18 protein-coding genes and 1 pseudogene are annotated in these 19,654 nt (G+C 64.0%); 10 read left to right on the top strand and 9 right to left on the bottom strand.

The genetic code is table 11. The annotated features are described in order from the left end of the window. Positions 1 to 14: 14 nt before the first annotated feature. The 3 genes from trmA to IAE37_RS22385 all read right to left on the bottom strand — a co-directional run bounded on the left by trmA (position 15) and on the right by IAE37_RS22385 (position 3,870). Positions 15 to 1,100 (bottom strand): tRNA (uridine(54)-C5)-methyltransferase TrmA, encoded by a 1,086-nt coding sequence (gene trmA / locus IAE37_RS22375; RefSeq protein ID WP_201177079.1) that lies wholly within the window; start codon positions 1,098 to 1,100, stop codon positions 15 to 17. Then, positions 1,097 to 2,392, bottom strand: a complete 1,296-nt coding sequence (locus IAE37_RS22380; RefSeq protein ID WP_201177080.1) for an NCS2 family permease — start codon at positions 2,390 to 2,392, stop codon at positions 1,097 to 1,099. Before IAE37_RS22380 ends, trmA begins: the two co-directional genes overlap by 4 nt. Positions 2,393 to 2,649: 257 nt before the next feature. Beyond that, positions 2,650 to 3,870 carry an MFS transporter gene (locus tag IAE37_RS22385; protein WP_201177081.1) on the bottom strand — a complete coding sequence of 407 codons (1,221 nt, stop codon included), beginning with the start codon at positions 3,868 to 3,870 and terminating at the stop codon, positions 2,650 to 2,652. Positions 3,871 to 4,218: 348 nt separating this feature from the next. On the opposite strand from IAE37_RS22385, the gene IAE37_RS22390 reads away from it, so the two are divergent. From IAE37_RS22390 to IAE37_RS22400, 3 genes are read left to right on the top strand one after another with little or no spacing between them, the layout of a single operon-like run. Beyond that, positions 4,219 to 5,655, top strand: a complete 1,437-nt coding sequence (locus IAE37_RS22390) for a cytochrome ubiquinol oxidase subunit I (protein ID WP_201177082.1) — start codon at positions 4,219 to 4,221, stop codon at positions 5,653 to 5,655. A 3-nt stretch (positions 5,656 to 5,658) separates the two neighbouring features. Further along, on the top strand, positions 5,659 to 6,666 hold the full coding sequence (cydB, locus tag IAE37_RS22395) for a cytochrome d ubiquinol oxidase subunit II (protein WP_201177084.1): 1,008 nt from the start codon (positions 5,659 to 5,661) through the stop codon (positions 6,664 to 6,666). A 12-nt stretch (positions 6,667 to 6,678) separates the two neighbouring features. Next, positions 6,679 to 6,846 carry a DUF2474 domain-containing protein gene (locus tag IAE37_RS22400; RefSeq protein ID WP_201177085.1) on the top strand — a complete coding sequence of 56 codons (168 nt, stop codon included), beginning with the start codon at positions 6,679 to 6,681 and terminating at the stop codon, positions 6,844 to 6,846. A 30-nt stretch (positions 6,847 to 6,876) separates the two neighbouring features. Here the strand turns inward: IAE37_RS22400 and IAE37_RS22405 are convergent, their stop codons facing one another. After that, positions 6,877 to 8,001, bottom strand: a complete 1,125-nt coding sequence (locus IAE37_RS22405; RefSeq protein WP_201177086.1) for a methyltransferase — start codon at positions 7,999 to 8,001, stop codon at positions 6,877 to 6,879. 96 nt (positions 8,002 to 8,097) lie between these two features. Next, positions 8,098 to 8,810: pseudogene (locus IAE37_RS22410) on the bottom strand (autoinducer binding domain-containing protein). Positions 8,811 to 9,021: 211 nt separating this feature from the next. Here IAE37_RS22410 and IAE37_RS22415 point away from each other — a divergent pair. Then, on the top strand, positions 9,022 to 9,798 hold the full coding sequence (locus IAE37_RS22415; protein ID WP_201177087.1) for a ferredoxin--NADP reductase: 777 nt from the start codon (positions 9,022 to 9,024) through the stop codon (positions 9,796 to 9,798). A 33-nt stretch (positions 9,799 to 9,831) separates the two neighbouring features. Here the strand turns inward: IAE37_RS22415 and mscL are convergent, their stop codons facing one another. After that, positions 9,832 to 10,251, bottom strand: coding sequence for a large-conductance mechanosensitive channel protein MscL (gene mscL / locus IAE37_RS22420; RefSeq protein WP_201177088.1), 420 nt, complete (start codon positions 10,249 to 10,251; stop codon positions 9,832 to 9,834). A gap of 177 nt (positions 10,252 to 10,428) precedes the next feature. Here mscL and radA point away from each other — a divergent pair, with 177 nt between their 5' ends. Then, positions 10,429 to 11,796, top strand: a complete 1,368-nt coding sequence (radA, locus tag IAE37_RS22425) for a DNA repair protein RadA (protein WP_201177089.1) — start codon at positions 10,429 to 10,431, stop codon at positions 11,794 to 11,796. 99 nt (positions 11,797 to 11,895) lie between these two features. Here the strand turns inward: radA and IAE37_RS22430 are convergent, their stop codons facing one another. After that, complete coding sequence (locus tag IAE37_RS22430) at positions 11,896 to 13,413, bottom strand: nucleobase:cation symporter-2 family protein (protein ID WP_201177090.1); 1,518 nt, start codon at positions 13,411 to 13,413, stop codon at positions 11,896 to 11,898. Between the two features lie 260 nt (positions 13,414 to 13,673). After that, positions 13,674 to 14,039, bottom strand: coding sequence for a PilZ domain-containing protein (locus tag IAE37_RS22435; protein WP_201177091.1), 366 nt, complete (start codon positions 14,037 to 14,039; stop codon positions 13,674 to 13,676). A 174-nt stretch (positions 14,040 to 14,213) separates the two neighbouring features. Here IAE37_RS22435 and IAE37_RS22440 point away from each other — a divergent pair, with 174 nt between their 5' ends. From IAE37_RS22440 to IAE37_RS22460, 5 genes are all read left to right on the top strand, one after another. Beyond that, positions 14,214 to 16,280: a carbon starvation CstA family protein gene (locus IAE37_RS22440; RefSeq protein ID WP_201177093.1), complete on the top strand. Its 2,067-nt coding sequence runs from the start codon at positions 14,214 to 14,216 to the stop codon at positions 16,278 to 16,280. Positions 16,281 to 16,293: 13 nt separating this feature from the next. After that, positions 16,294 to 16,491, top strand: coding sequence for a YbdD/YjiX family protein (locus IAE37_RS22445; protein ID WP_008094130.1), 198 nt, complete (start codon positions 16,294 to 16,296; stop codon positions 16,489 to 16,491). A gap of 78 nt (positions 16,492 to 16,569) precedes the next feature. Beyond that, complete coding sequence (gene yjiA, locus IAE37_RS22450) at positions 16,570 to 17,562, top strand: GTPase (RefSeq protein ID WP_201177095.1); 993 nt, start codon at positions 16,570 to 16,572, stop codon at positions 17,560 to 17,562. A 17-nt stretch (positions 17,563 to 17,579) separates the two neighbouring features. After that, positions 17,580 to 18,017, top strand: a complete 438-nt coding sequence (locus tag IAE37_RS22455; protein WP_201177097.1) for a type II toxin-antitoxin system RelE/ParE family toxin — start codon at positions 17,580 to 17,582, stop codon at positions 18,015 to 18,017. Next, positions 18,014 to 18,301, top strand: a complete 288-nt coding sequence (locus IAE37_RS22460; protein ID WP_201177099.1) for an XRE family transcriptional regulator — start codon at positions 18,014 to 18,016, stop codon at positions 18,299 to 18,301. The genes IAE37_RS22455 and IAE37_RS22460 overlap by 4 nt, the downstream gene beginning before the upstream one ends. Before the next feature lie 95 nt (positions 18,302 to 18,396). Here the strand turns inward: IAE37_RS22460 and glyA are convergent, their stop codons facing one another. Then, entirely contained in the window at positions 18,397 to 19,650 is a 1,254-nt protein-coding gene (gene glyA, locus IAE37_RS22465) for a serine hydroxymethyltransferase (protein ID WP_201177101.1), read from the bottom strand. Positions 19,651 to 19,654: the final 4 nt, after the last annotated feature.

Genomic DNA, 19,654 nt, shown 5'->3' on the forward strand with positions numbered 1-19,654 from the left:
GTCCCGCGAATGCTTTAACGGCGAACCAGCAGAACGCCGCTTTCCATGTGGTGGGTATAGGGGAACTGGTCGAACAGCGCACAGCGCTCGATGCGGTGCGTGTCCTGCAACTGGGCGATGTTCGCTGCCAGTGTCTCGGGATTGCACGAGATGTACAGGATCCGCTCGAAACGCCGGGTCAGCTCGCAGGTGTCCGGGTCCATCCCGGCACGCGGCGGGTCGACGAACACCGTGCCGAACTCGTAGCTCTTCAGGTCGATGCCTTCCAGGCGGCGGAACGGGCGCACCTCGTTCAATGCCTGGGTCAGTTCTTCGGCCGACAGGCGCACCAGCCGCACGTTGTCCACGCCGTTCTCGTCGAGGTTGCTCAGCGCGGCGTTGACCGAGGTCTTGCTGATCTCGGTGGCCAGCACCTGGCGCACGCGAGTGGCCAGTGGCAGGGTGAAGTTGCCATTGCCGCAATACAGTTCCAGCAGGTCGTCGTCGCGCTCGCCAATGGCCTCGAAGGCCCAGCTCAGCATCTTCTGGTTCACCGCGCCGTTGGGCTGGGTGAACGCCCCTTCGGGCTGGCGATAGCTGAACACGCGGCCAGCGACGTCAAGCTGTTCTACCGCATAGTCACGGCCGATCACCAGGCGCTTGCCCTTGGAACGGCCGATCACGCTCACTCCGAGGTCCTCTGCCAGCTGCCGTGCCGCCACTTCCCAGGCCTCGTCCAGCGGGCGGTGGTAGCACATCGTGACCATCGCATCGCCGGCCAGGGTGGTGAGGAACTCGACCTGGAACAGGCGGTTGCTCAGCGCCTCGCTGGCCTGCCAGGCGGCTTTGAGGCGCGGCATCAGTTCGTTGATGCGCTGGCTGGCGATGGGAAAGTCGTCGATCAGGATCGCCTTGTGCTTCTCGCCCGGGGCGAACATCGCGTAGTGGCGTTGGCCTTCTTCGCGCCACAGGCGGAATTCGGCGCGCAGGCGATAGTGCTCGCGGGGCGAGTCGAACACGGCCGGTTCCGGAGCACCGAACGGGGCCAGCAGCTCGCGCAGGCGCTCGACCTTGGCGTCGAGCTGGCTGGCATAGGAAGAGGGGTCGAAGACGGCACTCATGCGTTGAACCAGCCCAGCTTGATGACGAACAGGATGGAAAGGATCACCAGGGCCGGGTTCAGGTCGCGGTGGCGACCCGAGATCAGCTTGACGGCGGTCCAGGAAATGAAACCGAAGGCGATGCCGTTGGCGATCGAATAGGTCAGTGGCATGGCCAGGGCGGTCACCACCACCGGAGCGGCCTCGGTGACGTCGTCCCAGTTGATCTCGGCCAGGCCCGAGGCCATCAGCACCGCGACGAACAGCAGCGCCGGGGCGGTGGCGAAGGCCGGTACGCTACCGGCCAGCGGGGCGAAGAACAGCGCCAGCAGGAACAGCACGGCGACCACGATGGCGGTCAGGCCGGTGCGGCCCCCGGCGCTGACGCCGGCCGCCGATTCGATGTAGCTGGTGGTGGTCGAGGTGCCCAGCAGCGAGCCGGCCATGGCTGCGGTGCTGTCGGCGATCAGGGCGCGGCCCATCTTCGGCATGTGGCCGTCCTTGCCCATCAGCCCGGCGCGCTTGGCCACGCCGATCAGGGTGCCGGAGTTGTCGAACAGGTCGACGAACAGGAAAGCGAAGATCACGCTGACCAGGCCCACGTCCAGGGCGCCCTTGATATCCAGCTGAAGGAAGGTCGGGGCCAGTGAAGGTGGCATCGAGACCACGCCGCCGAACGGCGTGACGCCCATCAGGATCGCGGCGATGGTCACCGCCAGGATGCCGATCAGCACGGCGCCACGGACCTTGAGAGACTCCAGGCCGACGATCAGGAAGAAGCCCAGGGTGGCGAGGATCGGTGCGGGCTGCTTGAGGTCGCCCAGGCCTACCAGGGTAGCGGGGTTATCGACGACGATGCCCGCGTTATGCAGGGCGATCAGCGCCAGGAACAGACCGATACCGGCAGCGATGGCCGAGCGCAGCGGCAGCGGGATGCTGTTCACGATCCATTCGCGGATGCGGAAGATCGACAGCAGGAAGAACATCACTGCCGAGAGGAACACTGCACCCAGCGCCACTTGCCAGGTGTGGCCCATGTGCAGGACCACGGTGTAGGTGAAGAAGGCGTTCAGGCCCATGCCCGGCGCCAGGGCGATCGGGTAGTTGGCGATCAGGCCCATGGTCGTCGAGCCGATGGCTGCGGCGAGGCAGGTGGCGACGAAGATCGCGCCCTTGTCCATGCCGGTTTCGCCGAGGATGCTCGGGTTGACGAACAGGATGTAGGCCATGGCCAGGAACGTGGTGACACCGGCGAGAATCTCGGTGCGCACGTTGGTGTTGTGTGCTCTTAGTTGAAACAGCCTTTCCAGCATGCCCGCTCCCCAAGGCGCCTCTGGGGCGCCGTGAATGTATCGACCCCATCAGCAAAGCACAGTGCGTACCGGGTACGCAGGTTTTGTGTGGGGCGGAAAAAAGCCGCGCATCATACCAGCATGCTGGTCGGGGGCCTATGGCCGTTGGGGGGATGGGTGTGCTGTTGCCTGTGCCGGCCTCTTCGCGGGCAAGCCCGCTCCTACACTGCCCCTGTAGGAGCGGGTTTACCCGCGAAGAGGCCGGTACAGGCGATCCATCACCCGTTGTGGAGCCTGTCCCGCTTGGCCAACGTCGGGAACAGCTTGATCCACACCCCCGTCACCACCAGCGTCCCGACGCCGCCCAGCACCACCGCCGGCACCGTGCCGAACCAGTGCGCGGTGACCCCGGACTCGAACTCGCCGAGCTGGTTCGAGGCGCCAATGAACAGCCCGTTCACCGCGCTCACCCGCCCGCGCATCTCGTCCGGTGTTTCCAGCTGCACGAAGGCGCCACGGATCACCATGCTGATCATGTCCGCCGCACCCAGCACCACCAGCACCGCCAGCGAGAACCAGAACGAGGTCGACAGGCCGAAGGCGATGGTCGCTACGCCGAAGATGCCAACGGCGGTGAACATGGTCCGCCCGACCTTGCGCTCGAACGGGAAGCGCGCCAGCCACACCGACATCAACAGCGCCCCGACCGCTGGCGCCGAGCGCAGCAGGCCCAGGCCCAGTGGGCCGGTGAGCAGGATGTCCTTGGCGAACACCGGCAGCAGCGCCGTGGCACCGCCCAGCAACACCGCGAACAGGTCCAGCGAGATGGCCCCGAGAATATCCGGGCGGCTGCGGATGAAGCGGATGCCAGCCAGCAGCGATTCCAGGCTGGCGCGGCCACGCTGGGCCACCTGGCCACGGGCATCCAGGCTCAAGGTGAGTACGCAGGCAATGGCATACAGTGCCACGGTGGGGCCGTACACCCAGATGCTGCCGAAGGCATACAGGAAGCCGCCTACCGCCGGCGCGACGATGGTCGCTGACTGGGTGGCCGATGCCGAGGCGGCCACGGCGCGAGGGAATAGTCCGGGCGGCACCACGTTGGGCAACAGGGCCTGGGTCGCAGGCATCTCGAACGAACGGGTCGATCCGAGCAGGAACGCCAGTACGAAGATCAGCTCGCGACTGACGTTGTCGGTCGCGCTACCCACGGCCAGGGCCAGGGCGATCAGCCCCTGCAGGCTCTGGCACAGAGCCGCGACCTTGCGTCGGTCATAGCGGTCGGCGACATGCCCGGTGTGCAGCATGAACAACACCCGAGGGGCGAACTCCACCAGGCCGACCAGGCCCAGGTCGAGTACGTTGCCGGTGAGCTGGTAGAGGTGCCAGCCAATCGCCACGGTGAGCATCTGGAAGCCGCTGGCGGTGAATACCCGGGCCAGCCAGAAGGCCAGGAACGGGCGGTGGTGGCGTAACAACTGCGGTGCGGAATCGGACATCGAAAACCAGTGGCCTCGGCGCAGTAGAGGGGGGCGCAGCGTATCATCTGTTTGTAACAACCCGTTACTGTTTGCCGTCGCCTGCACTTTTCCAGCGTTTCTGGAAGGCGGTGGGGCAACCGGTCACGCGGCAAACAACCGCACGGCCTGTCTGTCCATTCCCGACTATGCTTGCAGGCAAACGTTGATCTGGATCAATGCTTCCAGAGCCAACGATTCGTGCCTTCGGGCCAGATTCCCTGCGATCGAACAGAACAATTCCAACACGCCGTACTCGACTGAAACGTAGGGGCCGTGGGCGACAAGGCCAACCGCCTGGACGCCGGATTTATCTGAAGAGGAAGCACCATGTTCGGAATAGAAGCCCTCGAGCTCGCCCGAATCCAGTTCGCCTTCACCGTCTCGTTTCACATCCTGTTCCCTGCCATCACCATCGGCCTCGCGAGTTACCTGGCGGTGCTCGAGGGCCTGTGGCTCAAGACCCACGACAACGTCTACCGCGACCTGTACCACTTCTGGTCGAAGATCTTCGCCGTCAACTTCGGCATGGGCGTGGTCTCCGGCCTGGTGATGGCCTACCAGTTCGGCACCAACTGGAGCCGCTTCTCCGACTTCGCCGGCAACATCACCGGACCCTTGCTGACCTACGAGGTGCTCACCGCGTTCTTCCTCGAGGCGGGCTTCCTCGGAGTCATGCTGTTCGGCTGGAACCGTGTGGGCCGCGGCCTGCACTTCTTCGCCACCTGCATGGTGGCGCTCGGTACACTGGTCTCGACCTTCTGGATCCTGGCCTCCAACAGCTGGATGCAGACGCCCCAGGGCCACGAGATCATCGATGGGCGAGTGGTGCCGGTGGACTGGCTGGCGGTGATCTTCAACCCTTCCTTCCCGTTCCGCCTGATGCACATGGCCACGGCGGCATTCGTCGCCACCGCTTTCTTCGTCGGTGCATCGGCGGCCTGGCACCTGCTGCGCGGGCGCGACAACCCGGCAGTGCGCAAGATGCTGTCGATGGCCATGTGGATGGCGCTGGTGGTAGCACCGGTGCAAGCAGTGATCGGTGACTTCCATGGTCTGAACACGCTCAAGCACCAGCCGGTGAAGATCGCCGCCATCGAGGGGCACTGGGAAAACACCCCCGGCGAGTCGACGCCGCTGATTCTGTTCGGCATCCCCGACATGCAGGCCGAGACCACCCGCTACAAGATCGAGATCCCCGCGCTTGGCAGCCTGATCCTGACCCATAGCCTGGACAAGCAGGTGCCGGCGATGAAGGAGTTCCCGCCCGAGGATCGGCCTAACTCGACCATCGTCTTCTGGTCGTTCCGCATCATGGTCGCCCTGGGCCTGCTGATGATCGCCGCGGGCTTGTGGAGCCTGTTGCTGCGCAAGAGCGGTGGGCTGTACAGCAACCGCCTGTTCCTGCACTTCGTGATGTGGATGGGCCCCTCCGGCCTGGTGGCGCTCCTGGCCGGTTGGTTCACCACCGAGGTCGGCCGTCAGCCCTGGGTGGTGTACGGCCTGCTGCGCACCGCCGATGCGGTGTCCCATCACAGCTACAGCCAACTCGGCTTTACCTTGGTGGCTTTCGTGGTCGTCTACTTCGCGCTGTTCGGCACCGGCTTCGGCTACATGATGCGCCTGGTGCGCAAGGGCCCGCATACCGGTGAGGGCGATGAGCAACGGCCCGGTGGGCCGGGGCAGAAGCGCACCCCGGCGCGGCCGCTGTCCGCCGCCGACGATGGCCATGAGGCCAACTCCGCCAGCTTGAGCAAGGAGAACTGAGCCATGGGTATCGACCTTCCGCTGATCTGGGCCGTGATCATCATCTTCGGCGTGATGATGTACGTGGTGATGGATGGCTTCGATCTCGGCATCGGCATCCTCTTCCCCTTCGTCAAGGCAGAGCAAGACCGCGACGTGATGATGAATACCGTGGCACCGGTCTGGGACGGCAACGAGACCTGGCTGGTGCTGGGCGGTGCGGGGCTGTTCGGCGCCTTCCCGATGGCCTATGCCGTGGTGCTCGAAGCGCTGTACTTGCCGCTGATCCTGATGCTGATCGGGCTGATCTTCCGCGGCGTGGCCTTCGAGTTCCGCTTCAAGGCCACCGCCGCGCGCCGGCACCTGTGGGACAAGGCATTCATCTGGGGCTCGCTGGTGGCCACGTTCTTCCAGGGCGTGGCGCTGGGCGCGTTCATCGAGGGCTTCAAGGTGGTCGATCGGCACTATGCCGGCGGCTCGCTGGACTGGCTGACGCCGTTCAGCCTGTTCAGCGGCCTGGGTCTGATCGTCGCCTATGCTCTGTTGGGCTGTACCTGGTTGATCATGAAGACCGAAGGGCCATTGCAGGAGCAGATGCACAACCTCGGGCGGCCGTTGGCGCTGGTACTGCTGGCGGTGATCGGCATCGTCAGCCTCTGGACGCCGATCGCTTACCCGCAGATCGCCGACCGCTGGTTCAGCATGCCAAACCTGATCTGGTTCATGCCGGTGCCGATCCTGGTGCTGGTGACCTTCTACGGGCTGCTCAAGGCGGTCGCACGCAATGCCCACTACACGCCGTTCCTGCTGACCCTGGTGCTGATCTTCCTGGGCTATAGCGGCTTGGGCATCAGCTTGTGGCCGAACATCATCCCGCCATCGATCTCGATCTGGGATGCGGCGGCGCCGCCGCAGAGCCAGGGGTTCATGCTGGTGGGCACGTTGTTCATCCTGCCGTTCATCCTCGGCTACACCTTCTGGAGCTACTACGTGTTCCGCGGCAAGGTGACCCACGAAGATGGCTACCACTAGGAGGGCCGCAGCATGACCGGCAAGCATGGCCTGGAAAAGCATGATCTGGAAGAGAAGAAGCCGCTGTGGCAGCGCCTGGGCTGGTTGGTGCTGATCTGGGCGATGAGCGTTGCCGCACTGGGTGTGGCGGCTTGGGTGATGCGGCTGTTCATGGGGGCGGCGGGGTTGACCACCCATTGAGGTCCTGGGGGCGCAAAGCGCCCCAGGGTTTTACTTGCGGGCCTTGAGAATCACGAACTTGGGCGTCGCCGCCACCTGCTCGACGCCACGGAACAGCCGTGCCAGCTTGTTGTGATAGCCCAGGTGGCGGTTGCCGACGATGTACAGCGCGCCACCCACCACCAGCGCCTCGCGCGCCTGCTGGAACATGCGCCAGGCGAGGAAGTCGCCCACCACCTGCTGCTGGTGGAACGGCGGGTTGCACAGCACCACATCCAGCGACTGCTTTTCGACGCCGGCCAGGCCATCGCCTGCCTGCACCTCCACGGGCCGCCCACCGAGGGCTGCCTGCCAGTTCTCCCGCGCCGACTGCACGGCCATGTACGACTCGTCCACCAGGGTGTATTGCGCATCCGGGTTGGCCACGGCGCTGGCGATCGCCAGCACGCCATTGCCGCAGCCGAGATCGGCGACACGGGCACTGCCCAGGTCGCGCGGCAGGTGCGGGAGGAAGGCGCGGGTGCCGATGTCGAGCCCGTCGCGGCAGAACACGTTGGCATGGTTGACCAGCTCCAGCGCCGGCTTGTCGAGGCGGTAACGGGTCGGGTAGGGCGACTGTGCGGCGGGGCGCCCGGCCCAATTGGCGCTGAGCAGGCGCGCCTTCTTCTGGGCCAGGGAGGCCTGCATCGGGCCGATGTACTTATCCAGCAGCTCGCCCGCTGCGCGCGGCAGGTGCTTGATCATGGCGCCAGCGATCACCTGTGCGCCGGGGGCCAGATGGCCTTGCAGGCGGATCAACTGCTCTTCGAGCAGCGCCAGGGTTTTTGGTACGCGCACCAGCACACGGTCGAACGGGCCCTGCCACGGCTCGCTGGCCGGGATGAAGGGCACGCTGTCGTAGGCCTTGTCGTTGCGCGCCAGGTTCTTTTCCAGGGCCATGCGCGCCAGATGCGAATCGCCGCTGCTGACCACCGGCAGGTGCCCGGCCAGGCTGGCGGCCAGGGCGCCGAAACTGTCGTTGAGCACCAGCACCCGGCAATCGGCTCCCGGCGCCTGGGCATGCAGCTGTTCGAGCAGGTACTCGTCGGCGGCGTCGAACGCCTGCAGGGGATCGTTGGCCTGGTCCGGCTGGCGGATCAGGTCGAGTTGGGCATACGGGGAGGTGAACAGGGGCATGGCGTCTGGCTCGGGTACGGATCTGCCCGCTGCGGATCGCCACGGGCCTTTGCCGCGGATTCTACAGGGCTTTAGCGAGGATCGCAGGGCGGGGTGTCAGATCCACCCGCGCAGGGCGGCAATGGCGATGGCACCGGCCTTGTTGGCGGCGTTGGTCTTGGTGATGACGCTGCGGATGTGGAAATTGACCGTGCTTTGCGACAACGACAGGATGCAGGCGACGTCGGCGGCAGTCTTGCCGGCGGCGGACCACTTCAGCACTTCCAGCTCGCGGTCGCTCATCTTCGGCGTGGGTGGGCAGATTTCTTCCAGGTGGTGCTCGCTGAGCACGGCATGCAAGGTGTGACACAGCCACTGCACGCTGCCGGCCTTGTCGTAGAGCTCGGCCATGCTGATCCGGGGCTGCGGCCTGGCTACGCTCAGCTGGCTTTCATTGTGCTGCAAGTCATGGACCGACTGGGTCCAGCCGTGACACAAGCCGTGCGCGCGGGCTGCCTGGCGAAAGTGCGGGGCTTCGCTATACAGGTCTTCGGTCCACAGCACCGGCATGGTCGAGCCATGGCTGTGCGCTGCTGCTGGATCTTGCCGGTAAAGTCGTCGCGCTGGTAGCGCTCGATCCAATCGCTTGGATAGTTGCTGTAGAGGAACAACCGCGGGGTTTGCGTGGCCACCTGGATGCGAAGTTTCAGCCCCAGGTACTCCATGCCGAGCTCTTGCGCCAAGTGTACCGCGAGGTCGAACAAGCGCTGTGGCGAACGCTCGCTGACGAACTGGTGCAGGCGCTCGGGGTTCCAGTGGCGCGTTGGCATCGGTAAAAACTCCTGTTGTGGCCAATCTCAATCCATTCGAACTGCAGATGGATTGTAGAAAATGTCCCAGCATCCTGTTGGGTTTTTTTGCTATATGAGCCCTATTTGGCTGGGCCAGGGGCCAGCTTGTAAGCGCTGGCCCTACAAACCAGTGGTGTTTATTCGAGTCACTTTGCGCGAAACTTGGCCCATGCCACCCATGGAGACCCTCATGACCGCCAGCGCCGAAAAATTCACCCGCCAGACCCTGCTCGAAGTCCATCCGTTGACGCCGAACCTGTTCAGCCTGCGGACCACTCGTGACACCGGGTTTCGTTTCCGTGCCGGCCAGTTCGCCCGGCTGGGGGTGACCAAGGCCGACGGCAGCGTGGTGTGGCGGGCGTATTCGATGGTCAGCGCGCCCCATGACGAGCACCTGGATTTCTTCTCGATCGTGGTACCAGGCGGTGAGTTCACCAGCGAGCTGAGCCGGTTGGGCGAAGGCGACACCTTGCTGGTCGACCGCCAGGCGTTCGGCTACCTGACCCTCGACCGCTTCGTGGGTGGCCGCGACCTCTGGCTGCTGGCCACCGGTACTGGTATCGCGCCGTTCATGTCGATCCTGCAGGACTTCGAGGCCTGGGAGCGCTTCGACAACATTCGCTTGGTGTACTCCGTGCGCGAGGCCAAGGAGCTGGCCTACCTGGAGGAAATCGCCGGGCTCGAGCAGCGCGACTACCTGGCGGAGTTCGCCGGCAAGCTGCGGTTCATTCCGGTGGTCACCCGTGAGCAGCACCCAGGCGCGTTGAACGCGCGCATCACCACGCTGATCGAGAATGGCGAGTTGGAGAAAGCCGCTGGGCTCGAGTTGTCGCCGGAACATTCGCGCATCATGCTCTGCGGCAACCCGCAGATGATCGATGAAACGCGCAAGGTCCTGAAGGCGCGCGACCTGCAACTGAGCCTGAGCAAGCGGCCCGGCCAGGTGGCGGTCGAGAACTACTGGTAAAACCAGGGCCGCGTTGCGCGGCCCTGGCGACCCTCAGGGCAGACGGTTGTGGTCCTGCGCCTTGAGCAGGTCGCGGATCTCGGTCAGCAGGGTTTCAGAAGGCGTCGGCGCCGGCGGGGCGCTGGGCGCCACGGCCTCTTCGCGCTTGAGGCGGTTGATCACCTTGATGCCCATGAAGATGGCGAAGGCGATGATGATGAAGTCGATCACCGTCTGGATGAACTTGCCGTAGGCCAGCACCACCGCCGGTACATCGCCTTCGGCGGCCTTGAGGGTGATGGCCAGGTCACTGAAGTCGACACCGCCGATCAGCAGCCCCAGTGGCGGCATCACCACGTCCCCGACGAACGAGGAGACGATTTTGCCGAAGGCCGCGCCGATGATGATACCGACCGCCATGTCGACGACATTGCCTTTGACCGCGAAGGCCTTGAACTCACTGAGCATGCCCATGTTTGATTCCTTGTAACAAATGGTGAGGTAAACGCAGTGTAAGCCACCTGAACGCTTCATGCGTGGCGCTCAGGGCTAAAGACTGCCGTTAGAACGAATAGTTTTGTCGCGTCTCGATGCGTTCGAGACACGTCTGCCTCGGCTATCATGGCGGTTTTTTCCCAGGAGACCTGCCCCATGGCCAAGGCCAAGCGCTTGTATGGCTGCACCGAGTGCGGCGCGACCTTCCCCAAATGGGCCGGCCAGTGCGGCGAATGCGGCGCCTGGAACACCCTCGTCGAGACCATGATCGAGAGCGGTGGCGCAGCGGCTCCCAGCGGTCGCACCGGTTGGGCGGGGCAGCAGGCGCAGATCAAGACCTTGGCCGAGGTCAGCGTCGAGGAGATCCCGCGCTTCACCACCAGCAGTACCGAGCTGGACCGGGTGCTGGGTGGCGGCCTGGTCGATGGCTCGGTGGTGCTGATTGGCGGCGATCCGGGCATCGGCAAGTCGACCATCCTTCTGCAAACCTTGTGCAACATCGCCGTGGGCATGCCCGCGCTGTACGTTACCGGCGAGGAGTCGCAACAGCAGGTAGCCATGCGCTCGCGTCGCCTTGGCCTGCCCCAGGACCAGCTCAAGGTCATGACCGAGACCTGCATCGAGGCCATCATCGCCACGGCGCGTCAGGAGAAACCCCGGGTCATGGTGATCGACTCGATCCAGACCATCTTCACCGAACAGCTGCAATCGGCGCCCGGCGGCGTTGCCCAGGTGCGTGAAAGCGCGGCGCTGCTGGTGCGCTATGCCAAACAGAGCGGCACGGCGATCTTCCTGGTCGGCCATGTCACCAAGGAGGGTTCGCTGGCCGGCCCGCGGGTGCTCGAACACATGGTCGACACCGTGCTGTATTTCGAAGGGGAGTCCGATGGCCGCCTGCGCCTGCTGCGGGCGGTGAAGAACCGCTTCGGCGCGGTCAACGAGCTGGGCGTGTTCGGTATGACCGATCGCGGCCTCAAGGAGGTGTCCAACCCTTCGGCGATTTTCCTCAACCGCACCCAGGACGAGGTGCCAGGCAGCGTGGTCATGGCTACCTGGGAAGGCACCCGGCCAATGCTGGTGGAGGTGCAGGCGCTGGTCGACGACAGTCACCTGGCCAACCCGCGGCGGGTCACCCTCGGCCTGGACCAGAATCGCCTGGCCATGCTGCTGGCGGTGCTGCACCGGCATGGCAGCATCCCTACCCACGACCAGGACGTGTTCCTCAACGTGGTCGGCGGGGTCAAGGTGCTGGAGACGGCCTCGGACCTGGCCCTGCTGGCCGCGGTGATGTCGAGCCTGCGCAACCGGCCACTGGCCCATGGGCTGCTGGTCTTTGGCGAGATCGGTTTGTCGGGTGAAGTGCGGCCGGTGCCCAGCGGCCAGGAGCGCTTGAAAGAGGCGGCCAAGCATGGCTTCAAGCGCGCCATCGTGCCCAAGGGCAATGCGCCGAAGGAGGCCCCGGCGGGGTTGCAGGTGATTGCGGTGACGCGTCTGGAACAGGCGCTGGATGCGTTGTTCGAATGAGGTTCGCCGGTAGTGATGTGGCGCTTACGAGATCGTGCGCCGCCCGCGCGGCGCGCGATATTCGCGTTGCTGCAAATCCCCCGACGGACTACCGCTCGCTCAATGCTCCGCCACGGCACTGCGCCGGGGCGTTTCGCTGCCTTGCTCGGCAGACTCCTGCACCGGCACCTCGTTGCCCTCGGCATCGAACAGCTTGCCGTCCTTGAAATAGTCTCCATCGCGCAGCGCCGAGATGTCGGAGTACTGGATGGTGCGCTCGTAGCCTGCGGCGAACACCGACTGCTGGTCTGAATTGCCTTTGGTGAAGTGGTTGAAGATCAGGTTCAGCAGGATGGCCATGATCGCCGAGGAACTGATGCCCGAGTGGAAGATGGTCTCGAACCAGTTCGGGAACTGGTGGTAGAAGGTCGGTGCGGCGATCGGGATCATGCCGAAGCCCAGCGAGGCGGCGACGATGATCAGGTTGACGTTATTCTTGTAGCTGACCTTGGACAAGGTGCGGATGCCGCTGGCCGCCACGGTGCCGAACAGCACAATGCCTGCGCCACCGAGCACCGGGGTGGGCACGGCGGCAATGATCCGGCCCATGATCGGCAGCAGGCCGAGCACCACCAGGATCACCCCACCGGTGGCCACCACATAGCGGCTCTTGACCCCGGTCACGGCCACCAGACCGACGTTCTGGGCAAAGGCGCTCTGGGTGAAGGAGCCGAAGATCGGCGCCAGGATGCTCGACGCCATGTCGGCACGCAGGCCGTTGCCCAGGCGCTTGGAATCGACCTTGGTGTCGATGATCTCACCCACCGCGAGGATATCGGCCGAGGTTTCCACCAAGGTCACCATGATCACGATGCACATCGACAGGATTGCCGCGATGTGGAAGGTCGGCATGCCGAAGTGGAACGGCGTGGGGAAGGCGAACATCGGGCCTTCGGTAACTTTGCTGAAGTCGGCCATGCCCAGGCTCCAGGCGATCAGTGTGCCGACCACCATCGCCAGGAGGATCGACAGGCGCGAAATCGCGGCGCTGCCGAGCTTGCTCAGCAACAGCACGATGGCGAAGGTCAGGGCAGCCAGGCCGATGTTGGCCACGCTGCCGAACTCCGGCGAGGCGCTGTTGCCGCCCATCACCCAACGTGCCGCCACTGGCATCAGGGTCAGGCCGATGGTGGTGATGACGATGCCCGTCACCAGCGGCGGGAAGAACTTGGTGATGCGCGAGAACACCGGCGTAATCAGGAAGCCGATGAACGACGCTGCCATGACGGCACCCAGCACCCCAGGCAGGCCACCGCCGCCTTCGCTGCTGAGGATCGCGCCCATGGTCGCGACCCCGGCGAACGAAACCCCTTGTACCAGCGGCAGTTGGCAGCCGAAAAACGGCAGTCCCAGGGTCTGCAGCAGGGTGGCCAGTCCACCGGCGAATAGCGAGGCGGCGATCAGCAGGCCGATTTCGGCGGGGTTGAGACCGGCTGCCTGCCCCAGGATCAGGGGCACCGCAACGATCCCCCCATACATGGTCAGCACATGCTGCAGGCCATAGGCCAGGTTGGCCCCGAGGCCAAGATTCTCGTCCTCGGGGCGCTTGGCGGGAGACGTGCTAGGAGACGTGGTCATGGAGCAGGCTCTCTGTTTATTGTTGTGTGGCTACTGTAGACACTTCCTACAAAAGATTGCCACAACAATTGTATACAACATTTTGATCTGAGCGCGCACAACGGGGCCCCCAGGGTGCGTAACACCGGAATGCAGATTGCGTTCCAAGTCTGGGGAGGCTGGGTTAGAGGGGTGTGTACAAAATGCTGTGCACCAGACAGAAAGCTGTCTGGGTAGACAAGAAACGCCCCGGGGAGGAGCTATTAGCTAGCTAAAAGATTTCAATATTCGATGAGTTCGCGCAGCTCGCGCATCATTTCGGTGCTGTCGGCCAGGTTCAATTCCACCAAACGGTGCAAGTGGGTCATCGAGTCGATGTCGATATAGAGGCAGATGAAGCCCAGGCGGGCGGGCTCTTCATGACGTAGTTCGACCTGCATGGCCACTTGGGTCTGGTCATCGAGGCGGATGATGGCGTCGAAATCCTGGGTGAGGTCGGCGTCCCAGGGATCCGGTCGCGTGATCAGCAAGCCCTTGAGCGACAGGTCGAGCAGTTTCACCGACCAGCGCCGCTCGCCCTGGCGCAGTTCGGTGGGAGCGTCGAAGTCGATGCGCTGGAACCGCCGGCGTTCGTCGTGTGGGTTCATGGTGGAGCTCTCCGGGAGGACATCCTGACTATAGTTAGTAGTTAGTTTTGTGTGCACATCCGGTATCGCCAATCTGCCCGCAGAGGCTCTAGACCAAAGCAAGTATGGCAATGCGCGATGACTCGCCCTAGACTCGGTGGGCGGTCTTTCCAATCCACCAGCTGGAAGTAAACCATGAACAACAATAATAGCCTGCTACGTCACATTCCGTGGCTCGCGCTGGCCGTCATAGGAGCCTGTGCGCTGGGTGTGGTTGCCCTGCGTCGCGGCGAGGCGATCAATGCCTTGTGGATCGTGGTCGCGGCAGTGGCCATCTACCTGGTCGCCTATCGTTACTACAGCCTGTTCATCGCCACCAAGGTGATGCAACTCGACCCCCGTCGGGCTACGCCGGCGGTGCTCAACAACGACGGTCTGGACTACGTCCCGACCAACAAGCACATTCTTTTCGGCCACCACTTTGCCGCCATCGCCGGCGCCGGTCCCCTGGTGGGCCCGGTGCTCGCCGCGCAGATGGGCTACCTGCCCGGGACGCTGTGGCTGATCGCTGGCGTGGTACTGGCCGGCGCAGTGCAGGACTTCATGGTCCTGTTCCTGTCCACCCGCCGCAACGGTCGTTCGCTGGGCGACATGGTGCGCGAGGAGATGGGCCGGATTCCCGGCACCATTGCCTTGTTCGGCTGCTTCCTGATCATGATCATCATCCTCGCGGTGCTGGCGCTGATCGTGGTCAAGGCCCTGGCCGAGAGCCCATGGGGCATGTTCACGGTGATGGCGACCATCCCGATCGCCATGTTCATGGGCATCTACATGCGCTACATCCGCCCGGGCCGCATCGGCGAGATCTCGGTGGTCGGCGTGGTGCTGTTGCTGCTGTCGATCTGGCTGGGGGGCCAGATCGCCGCAGATCCGGTCTGGGGCCCGGCCTTCACCTTCACTGGCGTGCAGATCACCTGGATGCTGGTGGGCTACGGTTTCGTCGCCGCGGTACTGCCGGTATGGCTGGTGCTCGCGCCGCGCGACTACCTGTCGACCTTCCTCAAGATCGGCACCATCGTCGCCTTGGCAATCGGTATCCTGGTCATCGCGCCTGAGCTGAAAATGCCTGCGCTGACCCAATTCACCGACGGCACCGGCCCGGTCTGGAAGGGCACCCTGTTCCCGTTCCTGTTCATCACCATCGCCTGTGGCGCGGTGTCCGGCTTCCATGCGCTGATCTCCTCGGGCACCACGCCCAAGCTGCTGGATAACGAAACCAACGCCCGCTACATCGGCTACGGCGGCATGCTGATGGAATCGTTCGTCGCCATCATGGCCATGGTCGCCGCCTCGGTGATCGAGCCGGGGGTGTACTTCGCCATGAACAGCCCGGCCGCAGTGGTGGGTGCCGACGTGGCCTCGGTGGCGCAGACGGTCAGCAGTTGGGGCTTCCTGATCACCCCCGAGCAGTTGGAAGCGGTCGCCCGCGACATCGGCGAGCACACCGTGCTGGCCCGTGCCGGCGGTGCGCCGACCCTGGCGGTGGGTATCGCGCAAATCCTGCACCAGGTGCTGCCGGGTGAGAACACCATGGCCTTCTGGTACCACTTCGCGATCCTGTTCGAGGCGCTGTTCATCCTCACTGCAGTGGATGCCGGTACCCGTGCCGGTCGCTTCATGCTGCAGGACCTGCTGGGTAGCTTCGTGCCAGCCCTCAAGCGCACCGAGTCGTGGACCGCCAACCTGATCGGCACAGCCGGTTGCGTGGCGCTGTGGGGCTACCTGCTGTACCAGGGCGTGATCGACCCGTTGGGCGGTATCAACACCTTGTGGCCGCTGTTCGGTATCTCCAACCAGATGCTCGCCGGTATCGCGCTGATGCTGGGTACCGTAGTGCTGATCAAGATGAAGCGCGAGCGCTATGTCTGGGTCACCCTGCTGCCGGCTGCCTGGCTGCTGATCTGCACCACCGCTGCGGGCCTGATCAAGCTGTTCGACCCGAACCCGGCGGTCGGCTTCCTGGCCCTGGCCAAGAAGTACAGCACCGCGCTGGATGCCGGCCAGGTGCTGGCGCCGGCCAAGGACATCGACCAGATGCAGCACGTGATCTTCAACGCCTACACGAACGCCGGCCTCACCGCGCTGTTCCTGCTGGTGGTGTTCAGCGTGCTGTTCTTCGCCATCAAGGTCGGTTACGCCGCGCTGGGTCGCAAGGAGCGCAGCGACAAGGAATCCCCGTTCCAGGCCCTGCCTGACGCTTGAGAGGACTGCAACGATGTTCAACGACCTGGGTCGACTGGGTAAGTACCTGGGGCAGGCAGCCCGCCTGATGGTCGGCATGCCCGACTACGACAACTATGTCGAGCACATGCAGACCAAGCATCCGGACAAGCCGGTGATGAGCTACGAGGCGTTCTTCCGCGAACGCCAGGAAGCGCGTTATGGTGGCAAGTCCGGGCCCAAGTGCTGTTGAACCCGCGACATGCGTGAACCTGTGGGAGCCCGGGGAACCGGGCTCCCACAGTCATTTTCAGCTTCAGGAGATTCTTGCGTGATCACGCCCATTCCCGTCACCGTGCTCACCGGCTTCCTCGGTGCCGGCAAGACCACATTGCTCAAGCACATGCTCAAGGCCGAGCACGGCCTGAAGATCGCCGTCATCGAGAACGAGTTCAGTGAGGCCGGCATCGACAGCCAATTGCTGGGAGACGAGCCGGTGCAGGTCATGACCCTGGCCAACGGCTGCGTATGCTGCAGCATCCACGGCGACCTGACGCGTGCCCTGTACCTGCTGCTCGAACGCCTGGATGCTGGCGAGATCGCTTTCGAGCGCCTGGTCATCGAGTGCACCGGCTTGGCTGACCCAGCGCCGGTGGCGCAGACCTTCTTCGTCGACGAGGAGCTGCGCGAGCGCTACCTGCTCGATGGCATCATCACCCTGGTCGACGCCGCCCATGCCGACACCCACCTGGCGCAGACCATCGCCCAGGCCCAGGTGGGCTTTGCCGATCGCCTGCTGTTGAGCAAGACCGACCTGGTGACGCCTGAGGCCGTGCAAGCGCTGCGCGAACGCCTGGCGCGGATCAACGGCCGCGCCGCCATCCGCGTGGTCGAGCACGGTCGGATCGACCTGGCCGAGTTGCTCGACGTGCGCGGTTTCAACCTCAACCCGGACCTCGGTCTGGCTCCACGGCCCACCCTGCGTCCGATCCTCAAGCCTGCCACCCCGGACCGGATTTCCACCCTGGTGCTGCGCAGCGAGACGCCACTGGACATCGACCGCCTCAGCGACTTCATGAACGAGCTGCTGGAAACCCACGGCAAGCAACTGCTGCGCTACAAGGGCGTGCTGAACATCGCCGGCGATGAGCGACGCCTGGTGTTCCAGGGCGTACTCAAGCTCTATGGTTTCGACTGGGATGCCGAATGGGGCGAGGATGAACGCCGCGAGAGCGTCATGGTGTTCATTGCCGATGACCTGCCGGAAGAAGCGATTCGGGCTGGGTTCGAGGCGTTGTCCCACAGCGGAAAGAGCCGTAGCTGACTCGATCATGCCGCCGAATGGCGGCATTTTTATGGGCCTCATTCAACCAATGGGCCGCCACAACCAGGCCCTTGAAAGGCGTACCTTTTTTGGTACACTTGGCCGTATCGGATCAGCAAATCAAGGTTCTGTTCTTTCGCAGTGAGCTTGGCAACGAGCCCGTACGGGATTGGTTGAAAGGCTTGTCACGCGAGCAACGCCAAGTGATTGGGGTCGAGATCAAGACGGTGCAGATGGGCTGGCCGATGGGCATGCCTTTGGTCCGCAAGTTGGAAAGCGGGCTGTGGGAGGTTCGCGTTGGGCTGGGCGATACCGCAGCGCGCGTCATGTTCACGATGAGCGACGGCGCAATGGTTCTGCTTCACGGATTCATCAAGAAATGCCAGAAAACGCTTTTGGTCGACATCGCGCTGGCCAGACAACGCAAGACAAGCCTCAGGAGGTGCACGCCATGAACCCTCGTATCGGTTCCGATTTCGATGATTTTCTCGCCGAGGAAGGCCTGCTCGAAGAGGTCACGGCAACTGCCCTGAAACGAGTCATTGCCTGGCAACTGACGGAGGCGATGAAACAGCAGAAGGTCAGCAAGAAGGCACTGGCCGAGCGCATGCATACGAGCCGCGCAGCCGTGGACAGAGCTCTGGACCAAAGCGACCCGGGTATGACGCTGGCGACGCTCGCCAGTGCCGCCAGAGCGCTGGGGCAGCGTGTGGACATACGCCTGGTACCGGAGCACTAATCCGTTGTTGCCGAATCGGTAGCGGTGTTGTAGGACGCTCCATTAGAAAAAAGCCCGGCACATGGCCGGGCTTTTTCACATCAGGCAATCGCCAATCAGTTGCCGTACACCGGCAGCTTCTTGCAGATGGCCTTGACCTTCTCACGCACGGCGTCGATCACCGCTTCGTTGTTCAGGTCGGCGAGGATGTCGCAGATCCAGCCGGCCAGCTCGCGGCACTCGGCTTCCTTGAAGCCACGGGTGGTCACGGCCGGGGTGCCGAAGCGCAGGCCCGAGGTGACGAACGGGGAGCGTGGGTCGTTCGGGACCGAGTTCTTGTTGACGGTGATGAAGGCCTTGCCCAGGGCGGCGTCGGCGTCCTTACCGGAGATTTCCTGCTTGATCAGCGAGAGCAGGAACAGGTGGTTCTGGGTACCGCCGGAAACGACGTCGAAACCACGCTCGATGAACACGCTGGCCATGGCCTGGGCGTTCTTCACCACTTGCTGCTGGTAAGCCTTGAACTCAGGCTGCAGCGCTTCCTTGAAGCAGATCGCCTTGGCGGCGATGACGTGCTCCAGCGGGCCACCCTGGGCGCCAGGGAAGACCGCCGAGTTGAGCTTCTTCTCGATGTCGGCATTGGCGCGCGCCAGGATCAGGCCGCCACGTGGACCACGCAGGGTCTTGTGGGTGGTGGTGGTGACGACGTCGGCGAACGGCACTGGGTTCGGGTACACGCCAGCGGCGACCAGGCCAGCCACGTGGGCCATGTCGACGAACAGGTAGGCACCGACCTTGTCGGCGATGGCGCGGAAGCGAGCGAAGTCCAGTACCTGCGAGTAGGCCGAGAAGCCAGCGACGATCATCTTCGGCTTGTGTTCCACAGCCAGGCGCTCGACTTCGTCGTAGTCGATCAGGCCGTTGCCGTCGATGCCGTACTGGATGGCGTTGTACAGCTTGCCCGACGAGCTGACCGAGGCACCGTGGGTCAGGTGACCGCCGTGGGCCAGGCTCATGCCGAGGATGGTGTCACCGGCCGAGAGCAGGGCCAGGTAGACCGCGGCGTTGGCCTGGGAGCCGGCGTGCGGCTGGACGTTGGCATAGTCGGCGCCGAACAGTTGCTTGGCGCGATCGATGGCCAGCTGCTCGACCACGTCGACGTATTCGCAGCCACCGTAGTAGCGCTTGCCTGGATAGCCTTCGGCGTACTTGTTGGTCAGTACCGAACCCTGGGCTTCCATGACGGCGGGGCTAGTGTAGTTTTCCGAAGCGATCAGCTCGATATGCTCTTCCTGGCGCAGGGCTTCTTGCTGCATGGCTTCGAAGAGCTCGGCGTCGTACTTGGCAATGGTCAAATCACGGCTGAACATGGCG

It is taken from the genome of Pseudomonas sp. S31, assembly GCF_016648105.1.
GTDB lineage: Bacteria > Pseudomonadota > Gammaproteobacteria > Pseudomonadales > Pseudomonadaceae > Aquipseudomonas.